The 17,613-nt window shown below is 57.5% G+C and carries 17 protein-coding genes; 14 read left to right on the forward strand and 3 right to left on the reverse strand.

Features of this window, described 5'->3' with window-relative positions; translation table 11 throughout:
- Positions 1–296: 296 nt before the first annotated feature.
- The 6 genes from MITSMUL_RS01365 (at position 297) to MITSMUL_RS12020 (ending at position 5,842) form a co-directional block, all read left to right on the forward strand.
- On the forward strand, positions 297–950 hold the full coding sequence (locus tag MITSMUL_RS01365; RefSeq protein WP_005839251.1) for a class II aldolase/adducin family protein: 654 nt from the start codon (positions 297–299) through the stop codon (positions 948–950).
- Positions 951–1,046: 96 nt separating this feature from the next.
- Positions 1,047–2,303 carry an S-methyl-5-thioribose kinase gene (gene mtnK / locus MITSMUL_RS01370; RefSeq protein ID WP_005839252.1) on the forward strand — a complete coding sequence of 419 codons (1,257 nt, stop codon included), beginning with the start codon at positions 1,047–1,049 and terminating at the stop codon, positions 2,301–2,303.
- A 38-nt stretch (positions 2,304–2,341) separates the two neighbouring features.
- On the forward strand, positions 2,342–3,421 hold the full coding sequence (mtnA, locus tag MITSMUL_RS01375; protein WP_005839253.1) for an S-methyl-5-thioribose-1-phosphate isomerase: 1,080 nt from the start codon (positions 2,342–2,344) through the stop codon (positions 3,419–3,421).
- Positions 3,422–3,471: 50 nt separating this feature from the next.
- On the forward strand, positions 3,472–4,473 hold the full coding sequence (locus tag MITSMUL_RS01380) for a LacI family DNA-binding transcriptional regulator (RefSeq protein WP_005839254.1): 1,002 nt from the start codon (positions 3,472–3,474) through the stop codon (positions 4,471–4,473).
- 190 nt (positions 4,474–4,663) lie between these two features.
- Positions 4,664–4,999 carry a 7(1) septoil knot domain-containing protein gene (locus tag MITSMUL_RS01385; RefSeq protein ID WP_050751616.1) on the forward strand — a complete coding sequence of 112 codons (336 nt, stop codon included), beginning with the start codon at positions 4,664–4,666 and terminating at the stop codon, positions 4,997–4,999.
- Between the two features lie 63 nt (positions 5,000–5,062).
- The gene (locus tag MITSMUL_RS12020; protein ID WP_156779527.1) at positions 5,063–5,842 is read left to right on the forward strand and encodes a hypothetical protein; all 780 of its coding nucleotides are present in this window, start codon (positions 5,063–5,065) and stop codon (positions 5,840–5,842) included.
- A 132-nt stretch (positions 5,843–5,974) separates the two neighbouring features.
- On the opposite strand, the gene tnpA is transcribed toward MITSMUL_RS12020, so the two are convergent.
- Positions 5,975–6,400: an IS200/IS605-like element ISMmu1 family transposase gene (gene tnpA, locus MITSMUL_RS01395; RefSeq protein WP_005839258.1), complete on the reverse strand. Its 426-nt coding sequence runs from the start codon at positions 6,398–6,400 to the stop codon at positions 5,975–5,977.
- Between the two features lie 94 nt (positions 6,401–6,494).
- Here tnpA and MITSMUL_RS12935 point away from each other — a divergent pair, with 94 nt between their 5' ends.
- The 4 genes from MITSMUL_RS12935 (at position 6,495) to MITSMUL_RS01410 (ending at position 9,632) form a co-directional block, all read left to right on the forward strand.
- A complete protein-coding gene (locus MITSMUL_RS12935; protein ID WP_211205203.1) occupies positions 6,495–6,923 on the forward strand; it encodes a helix-turn-helix domain-containing protein in 429 nt (142 codons plus the stop codon).
- A complete protein-coding gene (locus tag MITSMUL_RS01400; RefSeq protein ID WP_005839261.1) occupies positions 6,920–7,765 on the forward strand; it encodes an RNA-guided endonuclease InsQ/TnpB family protein in 846 nt (281 codons plus the stop codon). The genes MITSMUL_RS12935 and MITSMUL_RS01400 overlap by 4 nt, the downstream gene beginning before the upstream one ends.
- A gap of 196 nt (positions 7,766–7,961) precedes the next feature.
- Entirely contained in the window at positions 7,962–8,423 is a 462-nt protein-coding gene (locus tag MITSMUL_RS01405; RefSeq protein ID WP_005839263.1) for a YbaK/EbsC family protein, read from the forward strand.
- A 174-nt stretch (positions 8,424–8,597) separates the two neighbouring features.
- Positions 8,598–9,632, forward strand: coding sequence for a 3-deoxy-7-phosphoheptulonate synthase (locus MITSMUL_RS01410; protein ID WP_005839266.1), 1,035 nt, complete (start codon positions 8,598–8,600; stop codon positions 9,630–9,632).
- A 106-nt stretch (positions 9,633–9,738) separates the two neighbouring features.
- Here the strand turns inward: MITSMUL_RS01410 and MITSMUL_RS01415 are convergent, their stop codons facing one another.
- Both MITSMUL_RS01415 and gltS read right to left on the reverse strand, forming a co-directional pair.
- Complete coding sequence (locus MITSMUL_RS01415; RefSeq protein WP_005839268.1) at positions 9,739–10,149, reverse strand: hypothetical protein; 411 nt, start codon at positions 10,147–10,149, stop codon at positions 9,739–9,741.
- Between the two features lie 164 nt (positions 10,150–10,313).
- Positions 10,314–11,576 carry a sodium/glutamate symporter gene (gene gltS / locus MITSMUL_RS01420; RefSeq protein WP_005839269.1) on the reverse strand — a complete coding sequence of 421 codons (1,263 nt, stop codon included), beginning with the start codon at positions 11,574–11,576 and terminating at the stop codon, positions 10,314–10,316.
- A gap of 329 nt (positions 11,577–11,905) precedes the next feature.
- On the opposite strand from gltS, the gene typA reads away from it, so the two are divergent.
- The 4 genes from typA to miaB all read left to right on the forward strand — a co-directional run bounded on the left by typA (position 11,906) and on the right by miaB (position 17,553).
- Complete coding sequence (gene typA / locus MITSMUL_RS01425) at positions 11,906–13,726, forward strand: translational GTPase TypA (RefSeq protein ID WP_040635264.1); 1,821 nt, start codon at positions 11,906–11,908, stop codon at positions 13,724–13,726.
- Positions 13,727–13,915: 189 nt separating this feature from the next.
- Entirely contained in the window at positions 13,916–14,455 is a 540-nt protein-coding gene (locus MITSMUL_RS01430; RefSeq protein WP_005839271.1) for a cell division protein SepF, read from the forward strand.
- A gap of 118 nt (positions 14,456–14,573) precedes the next feature.
- Positions 14,574–16,043, forward strand: coding sequence for a beta-Ala-His dipeptidase (pepD, locus tag MITSMUL_RS01435; protein WP_040635267.1), 1,470 nt, complete (start codon positions 14,574–14,576; stop codon positions 16,041–16,043).
- Positions 16,044–16,218: 175 nt separating this feature from the next.
- Positions 16,219–17,553 (forward strand): tRNA (N6-isopentenyl adenosine(37)-C2)-methylthiotransferase MiaB, encoded by a 1,335-nt coding sequence (miaB, locus tag MITSMUL_RS01440; RefSeq protein ID WP_005839277.1) that lies wholly within the window; start codon positions 16,219–16,221, stop codon positions 17,551–17,553.
- The last annotated feature ends 60 nt before the right edge of the window (positions 17,554–17,613 follow it).

The raw sequence follows: 17,613 nt of genomic DNA on the forward strand, positions 1-17,613 counted from the left end.
TCTACCCAGATGAATGGACAGAGTAAGCACGTTCCTGGTATAATAAAGCGTAGCGTTGAATGCTTCAACCGACGCGGGAGACTAGTTCCCGTGGGATTTGAAGCATGCAGCGCTTTTTTTATGGCTCCGAACGTCATTTTTGTTATATGAGAAAGATAATCATCTAATATGACCTAATTCGTCTTTTTGATGACGTTTTAGTAAATAATAGTAAATAATACTTGATTTGTTAAGTTAATGCTTGTAAAATATAGATATCGGAAAACTTGAAAGATTCATGGAAAGAGGGCGTCATTATGCTGGAGACTCAGAAGCGTGAGGTGGTCCGTTATGCGCAGCAGGCAGAACGGGATGGTCTTTGCCGTCATCGATCGGGGAATTTCAGCTGCCTTGACCCGGAGACGGGGCTCATTGCCATCACGCCGACGGGCATGGACCGGAACGAGATGACGCCGGAGGATGTCGTCATCATTGACCAGCAGGGCAGGACGGTCGAGGCGCTGACCGGCAGGAAGCCGACGAGCGAGAGCATGATGCACATGGCGGTCTACCGGTCGCGGCCGGACGTGCGGGCCATCGTGCACACGCACTCGAAGACGGCGACGGCCTTTGCTGTGATGAACAAGCCCATCCCGGCCATCGTCTACGAGCTCTTCCTGCTCGGCTGCAAGAAGGGCTATATCCCTGTGGCACCGTATGGACGCCCCGGCACAAAAGCGTTGGCGGAGTCGGTGTTGGAGCCGCTCAAGATCTCGGATGTCGCGCTGATGCAGGCGCATGGCGTCATCGCTGTCGCGGAGAACCTCAAGGAGGCACTGCTCAAGGCCAGCTACGTCGAGGAGCTCGCAGAGATCTATTACAAGACACTGACCGTGCTGGGACATGAGCCGGATGTGGTTCCCGTCAAGGAGCTCGAGGGATGGCGCTATCCTGGCAGTCTGTCTCTGTGATATTCGCTGAACGTTAACTTCTTTGTTTGGCTAAGTTTAGTCGCGAAACAATGATTTGATGATTCCAGATGATTCTATTTGAGGAGGTTTTTCATCATGTCGGATTACAGCAAGTATTTCCTGATGAAGGCAGAAGATGTACCCGCGTATGTCTGCACGAAGCTGCCGGATTTCTTTGCCGATGATGCTGTCCTGACCTCTGAGGAGATCGGCGATGGCAATCTCAATTACGTCTTCCGGGTCCGTGATGCGAAGTCGGGCAAGACCATCATCGTCAAGCAGGCGGGCGTGGAGCTGCGCATCTCGAAGGACATGCACCTGTCTACCGACCGCGGCCGCATCGAGGCCAAGATCCTGTCCATCCAGGGCAAGCTGGCACCGGGGCTCGTGCCGCATGTCTACCTCTACGACGGCACGATGTGTGCCATCACGATGGAGGACATGGTCGGCCATACGATGATGCGCACGGGGCTGCTCGAACATCATATCTACCCGCATTTTGCAGAGGATATCTCGACCTTCATGGCGCGGACACTGCTGCTCTCGACGGATATCGTCATGGACCATCAGGAGAAGAAGGAGCTCGTCAAGAGTTTCATCAACCCAGACCTCTGCGACCTGACCGAGAACCTCGTCTACACTGAGCCCTACAACGACTGTGCTAAGCGCAACCACGTATTCCCACCGAATGCCGACTTTGTGCAGAAGGAGATCTATGGGGACAAGGCCCTGCATCTCGAGGCAGCCAAGCTGAAATTTGAATTCATGAACAACGCGCAGTCGCTGATTCACGGCGACCTGCACACGGGCTCCATCTTCATCAACGATACGCATACTTTTGTCTTTGACCCGGAGTTTGCCTTTTACGGCCCGATGGGCTACGACATCGGTAATATCCTGGCCAACATGTTCTTCGCCTGGTGCAATGGCGATGCGACGATTGCAGATGCGGCAGAGCGCCAGAGATTCTGCGGCTGGGTACTCCAGACCATCGAGGAGATCCTGGACAAGTTCATTGCGAAGTTCTGGGCTCTGTATCAGGAAAGGGTCACGGATGAGATGGCCAAGACAGAAGGTTTCCTCGACTATTACCTCGGCACGGTCCTCGCGGACACGGCCGGCGTCATGGGCATTGAAATGATCCGCCGCACGGTTGGCATCGCCAATGTCAAGGACATCACTTCGATTGAAGATCCGGTAAAGAGGGCCCGCGCAGAGCGCATCATCCTGACGCTAGCGAAGACCTGCATCATGAAGCGCAGCGGCTTCCGCTGTGGCAGAGACTATCGCCGGGCCATCGAGCAGGCTATCGCGAGATTCCCGCGGCAGGGCACGGAACAGCGGGCTTCGTGATTTGCGTGCGTGATGAAGTGAAGAGAGGAGATTTTCAAATGACGGAAGAGAAGAGCATCATGGACTACGAGACGGTAGCCCTCGACGATACGGAACATGCACTGGTCATCATCGATCAGACGAAGCTGCCGGGGCGCACGGAGCTCCTGCACCTGAAAACGCAGAAGGAAATCTGGGTGGCCATCAATACGCTGGCGGTCCGCGGGGCACCGGCTATCGGCGATGCGGCGGCCATCGGCATCTACCTCGCCGCGCGGGAGATCGAGACGGATGATTACGAGGAATTCCTGCGCCGGTTCCGGGAGGCAAAGGCGTATCTCGACTCGTCGCGCCCGACAGCAGTCAATCTTTCTTGGGCGCTCAACCGCATGGAGCAGGTCGTCCTGCAGGCCAAGGGGAAGCCGCTCGCTGAAATCAAGCAGATGCTGCACGATGAGGCCGTCAAGATCAAGGACGAAGATATCTGGATCTGTAGCAAGATCGGTGAGTACGGCCTGACGCTCGTCAAGAAGGGCGATGGCCTGCTGACGCACTGCAATGCTGGCCAGCTGGCCACGGCCAAGTACGGCACGGCCACAGCGCCAATGTACCTCGGGCATCAAAAGGGGTATGGCTTCCATGTGTTCTGCGACGAGACGCGGCCGCAGCTGCAGGGCGCACGGCTGACCTCTTATGAGCTCAGCGCTTCGGGGCTTGATGTGACACTGATCTGCGACAACATGGCCTCGTCCGTCATGAAGAACGGCTGGGTCCAAGCTGTATTCGTCGGCTGTGACCGCGTCGCGGCCAACGGCGATGCGGCGAACAAGATCGGCACTTCGGGCGTGGCTATCCTCGCGAAGTACTATGGCATCCCGTTCTACGTCTGTGCGCCGACTTCGACGATTGACTTCGCGACGCCGACGGGGGCAGGCATCAAGATCGAGCAGCGTCCGCCCGAGGAAGTCACGGAGATGTGGTACAAGGAGCGCATGGCACCGAAGGGAATCAAGGTCTACAATCCGGCCTTCGATGTGACGGACCACAGCCTCATCACGGCCATCGTCACGGAATACGGCATTGCCCGGGCACCGTACGACGTTTCGTTGCAGGAAATCCGCCGGAAATGTGGAAGATGAGAAGTAACGAATCATAGAGAAGATCTGGAGAATAGGAAGGGGATGGCGGCATGGTCACGTTGCAGGACATTGCTGAGCGGGCAGGCGTCTCGAAGACGGCGGTCTCGCTCGTGCTCAACGACAAGCCCGGCGTCAGCGAGGAGAAGCGCGGGGAGATCCGGCGCATTGCAGAGGCCTGTGGTTATCGTCTGCCGCACCGCAGTCCGGACAAGCCGCGGAACATCTGCTTCCTCAAGTATCAGGCAAAGGGATACATGGTCCGCCAGAATGGCGACTTCATCACGCGCGTCATCGACGGTGTCGAGAGCACGGCACGCCAGCACGGCTATTCACTGACCATAATGAATGTGCGGGCGGAGAATCTGGCAGCGATGATTCCTGTCATCAACGAGGCTCATGACGACGGCATCATCTTCCTCGGGACAGAGCTGGAACCGGACATGGCACCGCTGTTGCGGGAATTTGCCGCGCCGCTCGTCGTGCTCGACAATGAGATGCGCCATCTCGACCAGGATACCGTCGTCATGGACAATGAGGAGGCCGTCTACCGCGCGATGCAGTACCTCTACGACAAAGGACATCGAAAGATCGGCCACCTGACCACGACGTACGCCGTGCCGAACCTTAAGGCGAGAAGCCGTGCATTCCGTCAGGCGCTCCTGGAGCTCGGCCTGTCTGGTGATGCGGCCTTTTCGTATTGCGCGCCTGACGATGTCCGCGCCTATACGAATGCACTCGTCGAGCAGATTGACTCAGAAAACCTGCCGACAGCCATCCTCGCCGACAACGATATCTTAGCCATCAACCTGCTGCTGGCGCTCGAGAAAATCGGCAAGCGCGTGCCGGAGGACGTCTCCGTCATCGGCATCGACGACCTGACCATCAGCGCCATGACGCGCCCCGAGCTCACGACCATCCACCTCGAGAAGAAGCGTATGGGAAGCGCCGCTGTCAAGCGCCTGCTGAGCCTTATCGCTGACCGCAGGCAGCATCCGCTCAAGATCATGACGAGCTGCTGGCTCGTCGAGCGCCATTCCGTGCAAGCCATCTGACCAGCTGAACATAAAACCGTGAGAAGAAGCGCCTTCCTGTCATCCTTGACTGCTGATACATCGATGATGGGGAGGCGGTTTTTGGCAGATAGCGCATTGTGGCAGGAATTTGAGCTGAGAAGATCGAATTCTTCTAATAATATCGAATATATATATGAAGATAACAGTGGACGATATGGAGGTGATGGTCATGGGAAAGAGATTCGGCGTGATGACGATGCTGGCGGCTCTGCTGCTGCTCGTCTTGTCGACGGTGGCGTTGGCGGCTTCGCCTATCAACAAGGATGGTTACTACAAGGGCATCCGGCTGGCGGGGAAGGTCAAGGTCGTGGAGTACAATGCGGACATCAAGGTGAAGGTTGTCAGCAGTTTCCCGGATCTGCGGGTCAAGGCGGTCGAGCATTTCCCCGATGACATCGGCGAGTGGCAGTTCGTGGACTACGGCGAGGACTTCACGATCCAGTATGTCGATAGCTTCCCAGACATCAAGATCGAGTTTGTCGAGCACTGGCCGGGCGTGGAATGATGGACGTATCAGAAGTCGTTTGCCGGATAAGATTTTTTTAGATTCGAGGTGCTTTGTATGGTCATGGGGACGGTATTGCTGGGGCTGCTGATTGCCGGTGCAGCTGTTTTTTTGATGAATCGTCCGATGAAGACGAGACAGTCGGAGGCTGAGATGGCGGTGGAGCCGGTTGAGCCAGTCCGACCGGAGACGAAAGCCACGGCTTTTGCTGCAGGAGGGGCTGATGCGAAAGGCGGGCCGGCTCCGGTGACGAAACTGGGGCCGAATGGGGTTTCGCGGGCGGCTGGCCCTCGCCTGACGGCGGAGCAGTGCCGGGAATTGGCGCGGATCCATCGGCAGAATATGCTGAATCGCCAGCACGACAGCCGCATGTCGGCGGCTGCGGCGGTGGCCGGCGCAGTGGCTGGGGCGGCGCTGATGCGCCATCACGATGCGGAGGCCCAGCAGGCGCGCCTCGACCAGATGGCTGTGGCGCAGCGCACACAGCAGCAGTCGGATGTAGATTCGTACGATGCAGAGGATGCGGATGGCTATAGCGATTACGGCGATTACGGAGACGACTACACCGCGGATGATGCAGATGACAGGGCCGATGGCACAGATGACTACGATGCAGATGACGATGGCTTCCATGATGATGATGTCGACTGGGACGCAGACTGGTCGGTCGACGATGAGGAAGACCACGGGGATGACGAGCCGGACTATGATGATTACGGCAATTATGGCAATGATGACTACAGCAGCTACGGCGACTACTCGGGTGCTGACCACGATGATGACTACGGAGATTATGGCGGCTATGGCGGTGACGATTACGGCGGCGATGACGGCGGATTTTGATGGACTCTGAGGCAGGATTTTGCGATTGACTCGCGAATGCAGTAAAGATACGAGAATCCTTCTAGGTTTTCAATTAAAATGCGGCCAGGAATCTTCTCACTTCAGTCAGGAGAGGAATGGCCGCAACGGTAGTCACTTGGAATACTGATTCTGGATGTATTTTGCGACTACTTCCTTGCTCATGTTGCCAAGTGTGCTCATATAGTAGCTGCGTGACCAGATATGACCGCCCCAGAATTTATCATGCTTGATCTCGGGATGTTTTTTTAGGAACAGTCTGGCACTGCCGCCTTTGAGTGCCTTGACGATGTTTGTCGGCGTATACTTTGGCTTGAAGCTGATGAGCATGTGCACATGCTCTGGCATGACTTCCAGCTCTTCGACGGTCACATCGTTCAGCTGCGCGATGCGCAGCAAGATGTCCTTCATCTCCTGCACGAGCTCCGGTGTCGTGAAGGCTGGGTTCCGATACTTCGTCACCCAGATCAGATGAAAGTGGAAATTGTAGACGTATCCACGCTCATAGATTGCATCTGGGATGCGCTCTTTCCGTTTCATGTGTATCACACTCCTTCCTTTTTATTATAGCGATATATTGCTTGTTAGGCAATCTTATATGCTGTATAATAGAAGTAGGAAGGAGGCGAATAAAATGGAACATAAGAAGATGGCGGAGTATGCCTATCATTACGGCCTGAAAGTCCGCATCTACCCCAGCCAGCAACAGAAAGAGATGATTCGACGCAATGCGGATGCGGCACGCTGCGTCTACAATGAACATGTCGCTGTGAACAAGGAGATCGCACGATTCGGCAGACGGAGCATCTACATCGACTTCATCGAGAAGCGCATCGAGGCACTGCGCGAGCGAATCCGCACGGTAACAGCATTGAAAGACCGCTATCCATGGCTCCGGCATCCCGATATCGATGCGCAGTCCATTGCCAATGCACGGCAGAACTACCAGCATGCTTGGAAGCAGTTCCGTGCCGTCCATCATGCTGGTGTGCCGAACTTCCACCAAGAAAAACGTACCGTCGAGTCGTATCAGACGAATCCGCATTACAGCAAGGTACGGTGATTTCGCTGTTTACCAGTAACGCCCGCTTCCTCGACAAGCATCATCTGATGCTGCCCAAGCTCAAACGCATCCGCTTCCAAGGCTCGCGTAAAATACTGGACCGACTTTTTGCCATGAAGGAAGTCCGCATCGGCACGATTACCATCACGAAAGACAGCCTGCACCGCTACTTTGCGTCATTCCAACTCGGCTCCGATGAACCATTCGTGAAAGCCAGCCCGAAAACAAAGGCAGAGATTGGCATCGACCTGAACATCGAGAACTTCTATGCCGACTCGAATGGCGAGATTGTGGCCAATCCTCGTTATTACCGCAGACAGAAACGACGGCTGGCCAACGCACAGCGCAAGCTGAGCCGTCGGATTGTCCGTGCCAAGAAAGAGCATCGCCCGCTCCGTGAGGCAAAGAACGTCGAGAAACAGCGCTTGCTCGTCGCCAGGCTCACGGCACAAGTCATGCAGCGCCGCAAAGATTTCCTGCACCGCACTTCCGCGACACTGATCAAGAACCACGATCTGGTCGCAGTAGAAGAACTGCGGAGCAAGAATCTGCTGAAGAACCATGTCCTGGCTATGAGCATCCAAGACAATGGCTGGCGGATGTTCCTTAGTATGCTGACTTATAAGGCAGCGCTGTACGGCAAGAACTTCGTCACCGTCGACCCGCGGAATACGACGCAAACCTGCCACGCTTGTGGCCATATCATGAGCGGCAAAGAGAAACTGACGCTCAAGGACCGCGAGTGGATCTGCCCGAAATGTGGGATACACCACCTTCGCGACGTGAATGCGGCCAAGAATATCCTAGCGCGAGCCAAAGCAAAGCTCGTATCCATGCATTGATGCAAACCTATCTTGTCCGTTTGGCAACTTGCGGACGCTAATGGCTTTGGTAATTACCGGACCTCTGCTGTACCTCGCAAGACTGCGAATGCAGTAAGCCTGGCCTATCTAAGCAAATTGAGGTATCGAAAGATTCCCTCAAGCTCGCGACTTCAGTCGCGGGTAGTTGACTCTTATCAGGAAAGAAGAATCTGCTATGTCAATCGAGAAAGTACAGGCCTTTCTGGCCGCTAAGGGGATGGCGGACCGCGTCATCACGTTTGAAACGTCGACGGCGACGGTGGAACTTGCCGCTGAGGCAGTCGGCGTGGAGCCGGGGCGCATCGCAAAGACGATGTCGTTCCTCGTGGACGGCGCGCCCTTGCTCGTCATCCTTGCCGGTGATGTGCGTGTGGACAATCACCGCTTCAAGGAGGCGTTCCACAAGAAGGGACGCATGATCCCGTTCGACCAGGTGGAAGCGTTCATCGGCCATGCACCGGGCGGCGTCTGCCCGTTCGCGATCAAGGAGGGTGTGCCGGTCTACCTCGACGAGTCGCTGCGCCGCTTTGAGACGGTCTACCCGGCGGCGGGCGATGACCACAGCGCCGTGCGCCTGACGCCAGAGGAACTCTACCGCATCATCCCGGCAGCGGGCTGGGTCGCTGTCTCGAAGTGAATCGTTTCACTCCTATTGCATCTCTGTGCGCTTCGTGAGGAAGGACGCGACATTTACCGAAATTTTTTCGCGGATATAGCGAATTTTGTCATGTGCTCTCTATGGTGGCGGCAGAATCTATGATATAATGGTAGGCATCACAGCGTCAGAAGCGTCAGAGAGGAGTCACTGAATATGGAAATGCAAATGGAATTCATCCGTAGGCTGCCTACGCCGCAGGAGCTCATGGAGCAGTTCCCGATAGATGACCGCGTCAAGAAAATCAAGGTGGAGCGCGATAAGGCCATCGCGAACATCATGACGGGCAAGGATAACCGCTTCCTGCTCGTCATCGGCCCGTGCTCGGCCGACAACGAAGAGGCCGTGCTCGATTACGTGCATCGCCTCGTGCCGGTGCAGGAACAGGTCAAGGACAAGATCTTCATCGTGCCGCGCCTCTATACGAGCAAGCCGCGCACGATCGGCATCGGCTACAAGGGCATGCTGCATCAGCCGGACCCGGAGGGCAAGGAAGACATGCTCGGCGGCATCATCGCGATCCGCGAGATGAATGCGCGCGTCGTGCGTGAGACGGGCTTCACGTGTGCAGAGGAAATCCTCTATCCGGAAATCTACCGCTATCTGTCGGACCTGCTGTCGTATGCGGCGGTCGGTGCGCGTTCGGTCGAAGACCAGTTCCACCGCATGATCGCGAGCGGCATCGGCATCCCGGTCGGCATGAAGAACCCGACGTCGGGCGACATCTCGGTCATGCTCAACTCGATTGAGGCGGCACAGCACTCGCAGGAGTTTCTGTTCCGCGGCTGGGAAGTCCGCACGACGGGCAATCCTCTGGCCCATGCCATCCTGCGCGGCTATGTCGACAGCTTTGGCAACAGCATGCCGAACTACCACTACGAGAACCTGCGCTCGCTCTACGAGGCGTACCATAAGCGCAATCTCGCGAACCCGGCGGTCATCGTCGATGCCAATCATGCGAACTCGGGTAAGAAGTATCTCGAGCAGATCCGCATCGCGAAGGATGTCGTCAACAGCTGCAAAGTCTCGTCGGACATCCGGTCGCTCGTCAAGGGGCTCATGATCGAGAGCTATATCGAGGACGGCAACCAGAAGATCAGCGAGGGGACGTACGGCAAGTCCATCACGGATCCGTGCCTCGGTTGGGAGAAGACGCAGCAGCTCATCTTCGACTTGGCAGAATTGCTCTGATCGCACTGCTTGCTGATTAAACCAATCGGAACACAAAAGGAGCCTGTCACATGGAATCATGTGACAGGCTCCTTTTTCGGTGCTTGAGTCAGGTGCGCAAGGCTGGTCAGAACTTGTCGACGAGCTTGTAGCCCTTGCCGCGCAGGAAGGTCTCGGCCTCCGGCTCGCGCGTCTTGAAGATGACGACCGGCTGGCTGGCCTGGCGGTCATAGGAGATGTAGAGGTAGTCGAGCGAGACGTTGGCCTCTTCGAGGTTCTTGAGGATCGCGTCGAGGCTGCCCGGCGTGTCGCCCATCTCGACGGCGATGACCTTGTCGATATGGCACTGGTAGCCGGCTTTCTTGAGCTCGGTGAGCGCGCGGTCCGGGTCCGTCAGCACGAGGCGGATGATGCCGAATTCAGCGCTGTCGCTGGCGAGCATGGAGTAGATGTTGATGTCCGCTGCGGCGAGCACTGCCGTCATCTTGCGCAGAGCGCCTTTCGTGTTTTCAGCGAATACAGAAACTTGATTGAGCATAGAGTCGTAATCCCCTTTTTGAATGTTGAAATGAAGTGCAATGAACGGTAACCGATAGCGATTGCTGCCATCGCCATGATGCTATGACCATTCTATCATACCGGGAAAGAGAACGCAAAGGAATCGCAAAAAGATGGGTGTAATGTTGTTATGTTGCGGTCAGCTCAGGCCAGCAAGTTCAACAGGACCGTGACGATGGAGGAGTTGACGAAGTCGACGATCAGGGCACCAATCAGCGGGATGACGAAGAAGGCCGTGGGGGCGGGGCCGAAGCGCTCGACCATGACGGACATGTTGGCGATGGCGTTCGGCGTGGCGCCGAGGCCGAAACCGCAGGTGCCGGCTGCCATGACGGCGGCCTCGTAGTTGCGGCCCATGACGCGGAAGAGCAGGAACTTGACGAATAGTGCGATGAAGAGCACCTGGCTCAGCAGCATGGCCATCAGGGGGATGGCGAGGTCGGAGAGCTGCCAGAGCTTGAGGCTCATGAGTGCGCACGAGAGGAAAATCGTCAGGCCGAGGTTGCCGAGGACCTCGCTCTCGCGCTGGTAGACCTTGTAGGCGTGCGTGTAGTCGGAGACGTTGCGGATGATGGCGGCGACGAGCATGGACCCGATGTAGTTCGGGAAGACGAGGCCGAAATTGACGAAGATCTGGCTCACGACGGTGCCGAGGCCCATGGCAATCAGCAGGTGCGCAAGGGCGTTCATGAAGCGGTAGTTGTTGATGCTCTGGCCCGCGCGCTTCTCCTCATCGATGGCCTTGCGCTCGCCGTGGGCGGCCTGCTCGAGCTTCTGGAGCTCGTCGCTCGTGTTGGCAGGGTCGAGGCGCTCCTCGTCGGCGACGCTCGTCAGGCCGTAGTGGCGCACGAGAAATTCACCCATCGGGCCGCCGAGCAGGCTGCCTGAGACGAGGCCAAACGTGGCGGCGGCAAAGGCAATCGTCGTCGCATTGTCGAGGCCGACGCTTTCGAGGACTGGTCCAAAGGAACCTGAGGTACCGTGGCCGCCGATCATCGGGATGGAACCCGTCGCGAGGCCCATGAGCGGGCTCAGGTCAAAGACGTGCGCCAAGGCGATGCCGATGCCGTTCTGGCAGAGGATCAAGAGGGTGGTCAGCACGGCCATCTTGGCGACGAGCGAGCCGCCCTTGCGGATCAGGCTGATGCTGGCCGTGTAGCCGATGCTCGTGAAGAAGAGCATCATGCAGACATTCTGCATGATGGTGTCCTGCTGGTACGTCCAGATGCCGTTCGTGTAGAGGACCGCATTGAGTATCGCGAAGATGATGCCGCCGATGACCGGGGCCGGCAGGCAGTAGCGGCGCAGGAACGGGACCTTGATGCGCAGCAGCACGCCGAGATAATAGACTGCCGTGGCCGCAGCGAGCGTCTGGTAGATGTTGAGGTTGACGTTGATGGGATCCATTTGATGACTTCCTTTACTTCCTTATACTTCCTTAGTCTAGCATGTATTGCATCCATGCTACAGTGTCGGGGATTCCTGTAGACAGTTTGAATGCATTTGTTTGTAAAACTGTAACATGTGTATTATCATATCAAAAAATTATTGGAGATACAACACTTTTGTTATAGATCCTGCAAGATAATTTCTGTCCCAGACTGCGACTGGCCGTGGAAATCTATTGCATTACGCGGGGAAAGCATGTATAATGAGTAAGTAATTTTTAGGTTTGCAAATGAGGATACGACAGGTATCCCTTTTCTTTTATAGGAGGCAGATTACACAGAATGAGTATGACGACTAATGATAAGCTCCGCAATATCGCAATCATTGCGCACGTCGACCACGGCAAGACGACGCTGGTCGATGCCATGCTGAAGCAGAGCCATGTATTCCGCTCGAATGAGCAGGTGGCTGAGCGCGTCATGGATTCGGGCGATATCGAGCGCGAGCGCGGCATCACGATCCTCTCGAAGAACACGGCCATCATGTACAACGGCATCAAGATCAATATCGTCGACACCCCGGGCCATGCGGACTTCGGCGGCGAGGTCGAGCGTGTCCTCAACATGGTCGACGGCGTTCTCCTGCTCGTCGATGCGTTCGAAGGCCCGATGCCGCAGACGAAGTACGTCCTGCGCAAGGCTCTCGAGCAGAAGCTCAAGCCGATCGTCGTCATCAACAAGATCGATAAGCCGAACCAGCGCGTGGACGATGTCTACGACGAAGTCCTCGAGCTCTTCATGGAACTCGATGCCGATGACGATCAGCTCGACTTCCCGGTCATTTACGCGACGGCCCGCGACGGCATCGCGAAGTACAACATGGAAGACGAGAGCACGAACCTCGAGCCGCTGATGGAGACGATCGTCAAAGAGATCCCGGCTCCGCACGGCGACCCGGACGGCCCGCTGCAGATGATGGTCACGACGCTCGAGGCAGATGCCTTCGTCGGCCGCGTCGCTGTCGGCCGCATCAGCCGCGGCACGGCTCGCACGAACCAGAATGTCGTGCTCATTAATGGCGACCAGGAAATCCGCGCGAAGATCGGCAAGGTCTTCGTCTATCAGGGCATGCAGCGCATCGAAGTGCCGGAAGCCAAGATGGGCGAGATCGTCGCTCTGACGGGCCTCGGCGATGTCAGCATCGGCTACACGGTCGCTGACGCTGAGCAGCCGGAAGCACTGCCGGCTATCCGCATCGACGAGCCGACGCTCTCGATGACGTTCGGCGTCAACACGAGCCCGTTTGCCGGCCGCGAAGGCCAGTTCGTCACGAGCCGCCATCTGCGCGACCGCCTGTTCAAGGAAGTCGAGACGAACGTCGCGATGAAGGTCGAAGAGACGGATTCGCCGGATGTCTTCAAGGTATCGGGCCGCGGCGAGCTGCATCTGTCCATCCTCATCGAGGAGATGCGCCGCGAGGGCTACGAGCTGCAGGTCGGCAAACCGGAAGTTGTCTACAAGACGATCAACGGCCAGCTCTGCGAGCCAATCGAGAACCTGACGGTCGAAGTGCCGCAGGAGTACATGGGCGCTGTCATGGAAGGCCTCGGCACGCGCAAGGCTGAGCTCACGAACATGACGGAGACGGCTGGCTACATGCGCCTCGAGTTCACGATCCCGGCACGCGGCCTCATCGGTTTCCGTTCCGAGCTCCTGACGAGCACGAAGGGCAACGGCATCATGAACCACGTCTTCCACGGCTATGCACCGTACAAGGGCGACATCCCGGGCCGCACGCGCGGTTCGCTCGTCGCGTTCGAGCAGGGTGAGACGACGGGCTACGGCATCTACACGCTGCAGGATCGCGGCACGATGTTCATCGGACCGAACGAGCAGGTCTACGAAGGCATGATTGTCGGCGAGAACTCCCGCGAGAACGATATCGACATCAACCCGTGCAAGAAGAAGAACGTCTCCAACATGCGTACATCTTCTTCGGATGAGGCCATCCGCCTGACGCCGCCGCGCATCCTCTCGCTCGAGCAGGCCATCGAGTACATCAACAGCGATGAGCTCGTCGAGGTCACGCCGGAGCACATCCGCCTGCGCAAGGCCATCCTCGACCGCACGATCCGCGGCCGCAACGCCAAGAACGCTCGCAAGGGCTGATTTTGTCTGCGGCATCCATAACAGATAAAATTTAAGAAAACCTGCTGGATATGAAAAAATCCAGCAGGTTTTTTGCATTTTCTGTCGAAATGTGTTATCATGTCGATAGTTAAATCCAGTTTTGTACACATGTACGTGTGGATAAATACGTGTGGAGCAATATGAATTCAGGTGGAAGGACGAGATGTTATGAGTGGTATGGAGACGATCAAAAGAAAGTTCCAGGGCCTCATTGATGTATTGATGCCGTGGGAGGACGTAGAGGTAGAGGAGCACAAGGATGCTGCTGCTGAGAAGAGCCAGCAGCAGGCCGTAGCGAAACCGGCCCGCGCTGCAGCGCAGGAGTACAAGGTCTCGGGCGGCGACTCAATCTATGTCGAGCGCACAGAGGCGCAGGAGCCTGCGCCGTCTTTCCGCGCGCGCACGCGTGCGCAGCATCCGCAGCTGACGGTCCATACGACGAAGATCCCGGAGCTCCGCGTGCAGATCTATGTGCCGGAGAACTTCGACCAGGTCACGGACATCGCGGACAACCTCAAGTCGGGCAAGGCTGTTGTCGTCAACTACGAGCGCGTTGCGGTCGAAGAGCAGCGTCGCATCTGCGACTTCGTCAACGGCGCCTGCTACGTCGTCAATGGCTGCGCAAAGCGCATCTCGGAGCAGATCGTGCTCTACGCGCCGGAAGGCGTCGATGTTGCCGAAGCGATGCCGGCGGCACTCAAAGACTAACAATCCGTCCAGATGAAACCATGGATTCATGCCAGCCTGCCTCAAGGGGCAGGCTGTTTTTCGTTGCCAAGAGCAGCGGATTGCTGAAGCATTAGAAATCAGGAAAGAGGAATTTCAGATGAACCAGAATCAGGCCGATAAGGCAAAGAAGGATGAGGTACTTGAAGGCGTGCTGCAGGAGTTTGCGAAACTCGCAGCTATCCCGCGCAAATCCGGTCACGAGCAGGCCGTCAGCGACTTTCTGAAGTCGTACCTCAGTGAGCTCGGCTTCACGGTCACGCAGGATGAGGCGAACAACATCATCGCGGACAAGAAGGCGACGGCTGGCTTCGAGAAGGCGCCGCTGACCATCCTGCAGGGCCATATGGACATGGTCTGCGTGGCCGAGGAGGGCTATGCATACGACCCGCTCAAAGACCCCATAAAGCTCGTGCGCACGGAAGAATTCCTCTCGGCGGAGGGGACGAGCCTCGGTGCGGATGACGGCATTGGCGTGGCGGAGGCCATCTACATCATGAAGACGGCGAAGGACCACGGCCCGCTGCGCCTCATCGTCACGACGGATGAGGAGCAGAGCATGAAGGGCGCCATCCACCTCTCGGCAGACCATCTCAAGGATGCCTCGTTCCTGATCAATTGCGACAGCGAGAATTACGATGAGCTGACGGTCGGCAGTGCCGGCAGCGTTGACCTCGACTTCACGCGCGAGCTCAAGCGCGTGGAGCCGGAGACGTCGGCCGCCTGGAAGATCGAGGTCAAGGGCCTGCGCGGCGGCCACTCTGGCGAGCGCATCGGCGACGGCCGCGGCAATGCCATCCGCACGCTCGCGATGATCCTGACGGCGCTGCAAGCGAAAGGCGAGGTCGAGCTCGCTTCCTTTACGGGCGGCAAGGCGCGCAACGCCATCCCGAACGATGCGACGGCGGTCATCGTCACGGACATCCCGAAGGCGGACATCGAGGCGGTCATCGCGGACCAGAAGGAGCGCTTCACGCAGATGTACGGCAATGTCGAGCCGCAGATCCTCGTGCCGCTGACGAGTGTCGAGGCAGCGCAGCAGGTCCTCAAGGCGGGCGACGCCAAGCGCCTGCTGAGCCTGCTGACCATCTTGCACACGGGCGTCTACGCGATGTCGACGGTCATCCCTGGTCTCGTCGAGACGAGCGCCAACCTCGGCGTCGTCAACATGACGGCGGAAGAAGTGGAGGTCCAGTTCTTCCCGCGTTCGGCCATCGACCAGAAACTCGATGAATTCCGTCAGTACGCCGAGACGGTCGCGGAACTCACGGGCTTCACGGCACACATCGGCACGCAGTCGCCGGGCTGGAAGGAGAACAAGGAGAGCCGCCTCGCCAAGATCGTGGCGGAGACGTTTGCCGAGCAGAACGGCAAGCCGATGAAGGTCGAGACGATTCACGCCGGCCTTGAGTGCGGCTGGCACTTCCGCAAGAACCCGAAACTCGACATGGTGTCGATCGGCGTGACGACGAAGGACATCCACAGCCCGAACGAGCACCTCGTGCTCGCAACGGTCAAGCCGCAGGTCGACCTCATCGTCGCAACGCTGCACAAGATCGCCGCACTCTGATTGAGTCCATCGGTCTTTGCAGGAATAACAGGAAGATACGATAGAGATGCCGCATGGAGACAGCTTGTCCATGCGGCATCTCTATCTTCTGTATCATGGACAAGTACGGCCATTTTTGATACAATAAAACATTGATTATGAGATAGACAGCAAAGAAAAGGACGGAACAAAACGTATGAAAATGATAGATGGCAAGCTGCATCGCTATGCGTATCTCCTGGTCTATGGATGCCAGATGAACCAGAGCGATGCGGAGCGTATGATGGGGCAGCTCCGCACGATCGGCTATGAGCGGACGGAGTCGATGGAGGAGGCCGACCTCATCCTCATCAACACCTGCTGCGTGCGCGAGACGGCGGAGGACCGCGTCTACGGCAAGATTGGCGAGATCAAGCGCCTCAAGCGCGAGAACCCAGAGCTGATCTTCGGCATCACGGGCTGCATGGCGCAGAAAGAGGGTGATGCGCTCATCAAGCGCGCGCCGCACATCGACTTCGTGCTCGGCACCAACAAAGTCCACGAGCTCACGCACGTCGTGCAGGAGATCCAGGCGGAGCACGGTCACGTCGTCGACGTGCAGCTCGGCGAGACGGAGCTGCCGGACGACGTACCCGTCGCACGCGCGGGCAGCCTCTCGGCCTGGGTGCCGATCATGTACGGCTGCAACAACTTCTGCACCTACTGCATCGTGCCGTACGTGCGCGGCCGCGAGCGCAGCCGCCTGCCCGAGGACATCGTGCATGAGGTTGAGGAGGCCGTGAAGAACGGCTATGAGGAAGTCACGCTGCTCGGCCAGAATGTCAACTCCTACGGCAAGGACCACAAGCTCGCAGACTTTGCAGATCTCCTCAAGATGGTCGACAAGGTGCCGGGCATCCGCCGCGTGCGCTTCATGACCTCGCACCCGAAGGACCTCTCGGACAAGGTCATCGCGGCCATCCGCGACGGCGAGCACCTCTGCGAGCACATCCACCTGCCGGTCCAGTACGGCAGCAACCGCATCCTCAAGGCGATGAACCGCGTCTACACGGTGGAGTCGTACCGCGACCTCGTGCGCCGCATCCGCGCGGCCATCCCGGACGTGAGCCTGACGACGGACCTCATCGTCGGCTTCCCCGGCGAGACGGATGAGGATTTCCAGCAGATGCTCGACTTCCTGCGCGAGATCCGCTACGACTCGGCCTACACCTTCATCTACTCGAAGCGGTCGGGCACACCGGCGGCGACGATGGAGAACCAGGTCGATGAGTCCGTCAAGAAGGAGCGCCTGAATGCGCTCATGGCCGTGCAGAACGAGATCAGCCTCGCCATCAACGAGAAGCTCCTCGGCAAGACGCTGGAAATCATGGTGGAGGGCCCGAGCAAGAACGAGCCTTCCGTCTGGATGGGCCGCACGCGCACCAACAAGATCGTGCTGTTCGCACATGCGGGCGAGAAGCCGGGCGACTTCATCGACGTCCGCATCACGCACCCGCAGACCTGGGTCCTCAAGGGCGAACGAGTATCATAAAGAATAAAGAGAAATGACAGGCGTGCTGGCATCGTGTCAGCACGTCTTTTATCCAGTTTA

Origin of the sequence: Mitsuokella multacida DSM 20544 (genome assembly GCF_000155955.1) — a bacterium.
GTDB classification, from domain to species: Bacteria; Bacillota; Negativicutes; order Selenomonadales; family Selenomonadaceae; genus Mitsuokella; species Mitsuokella multacida.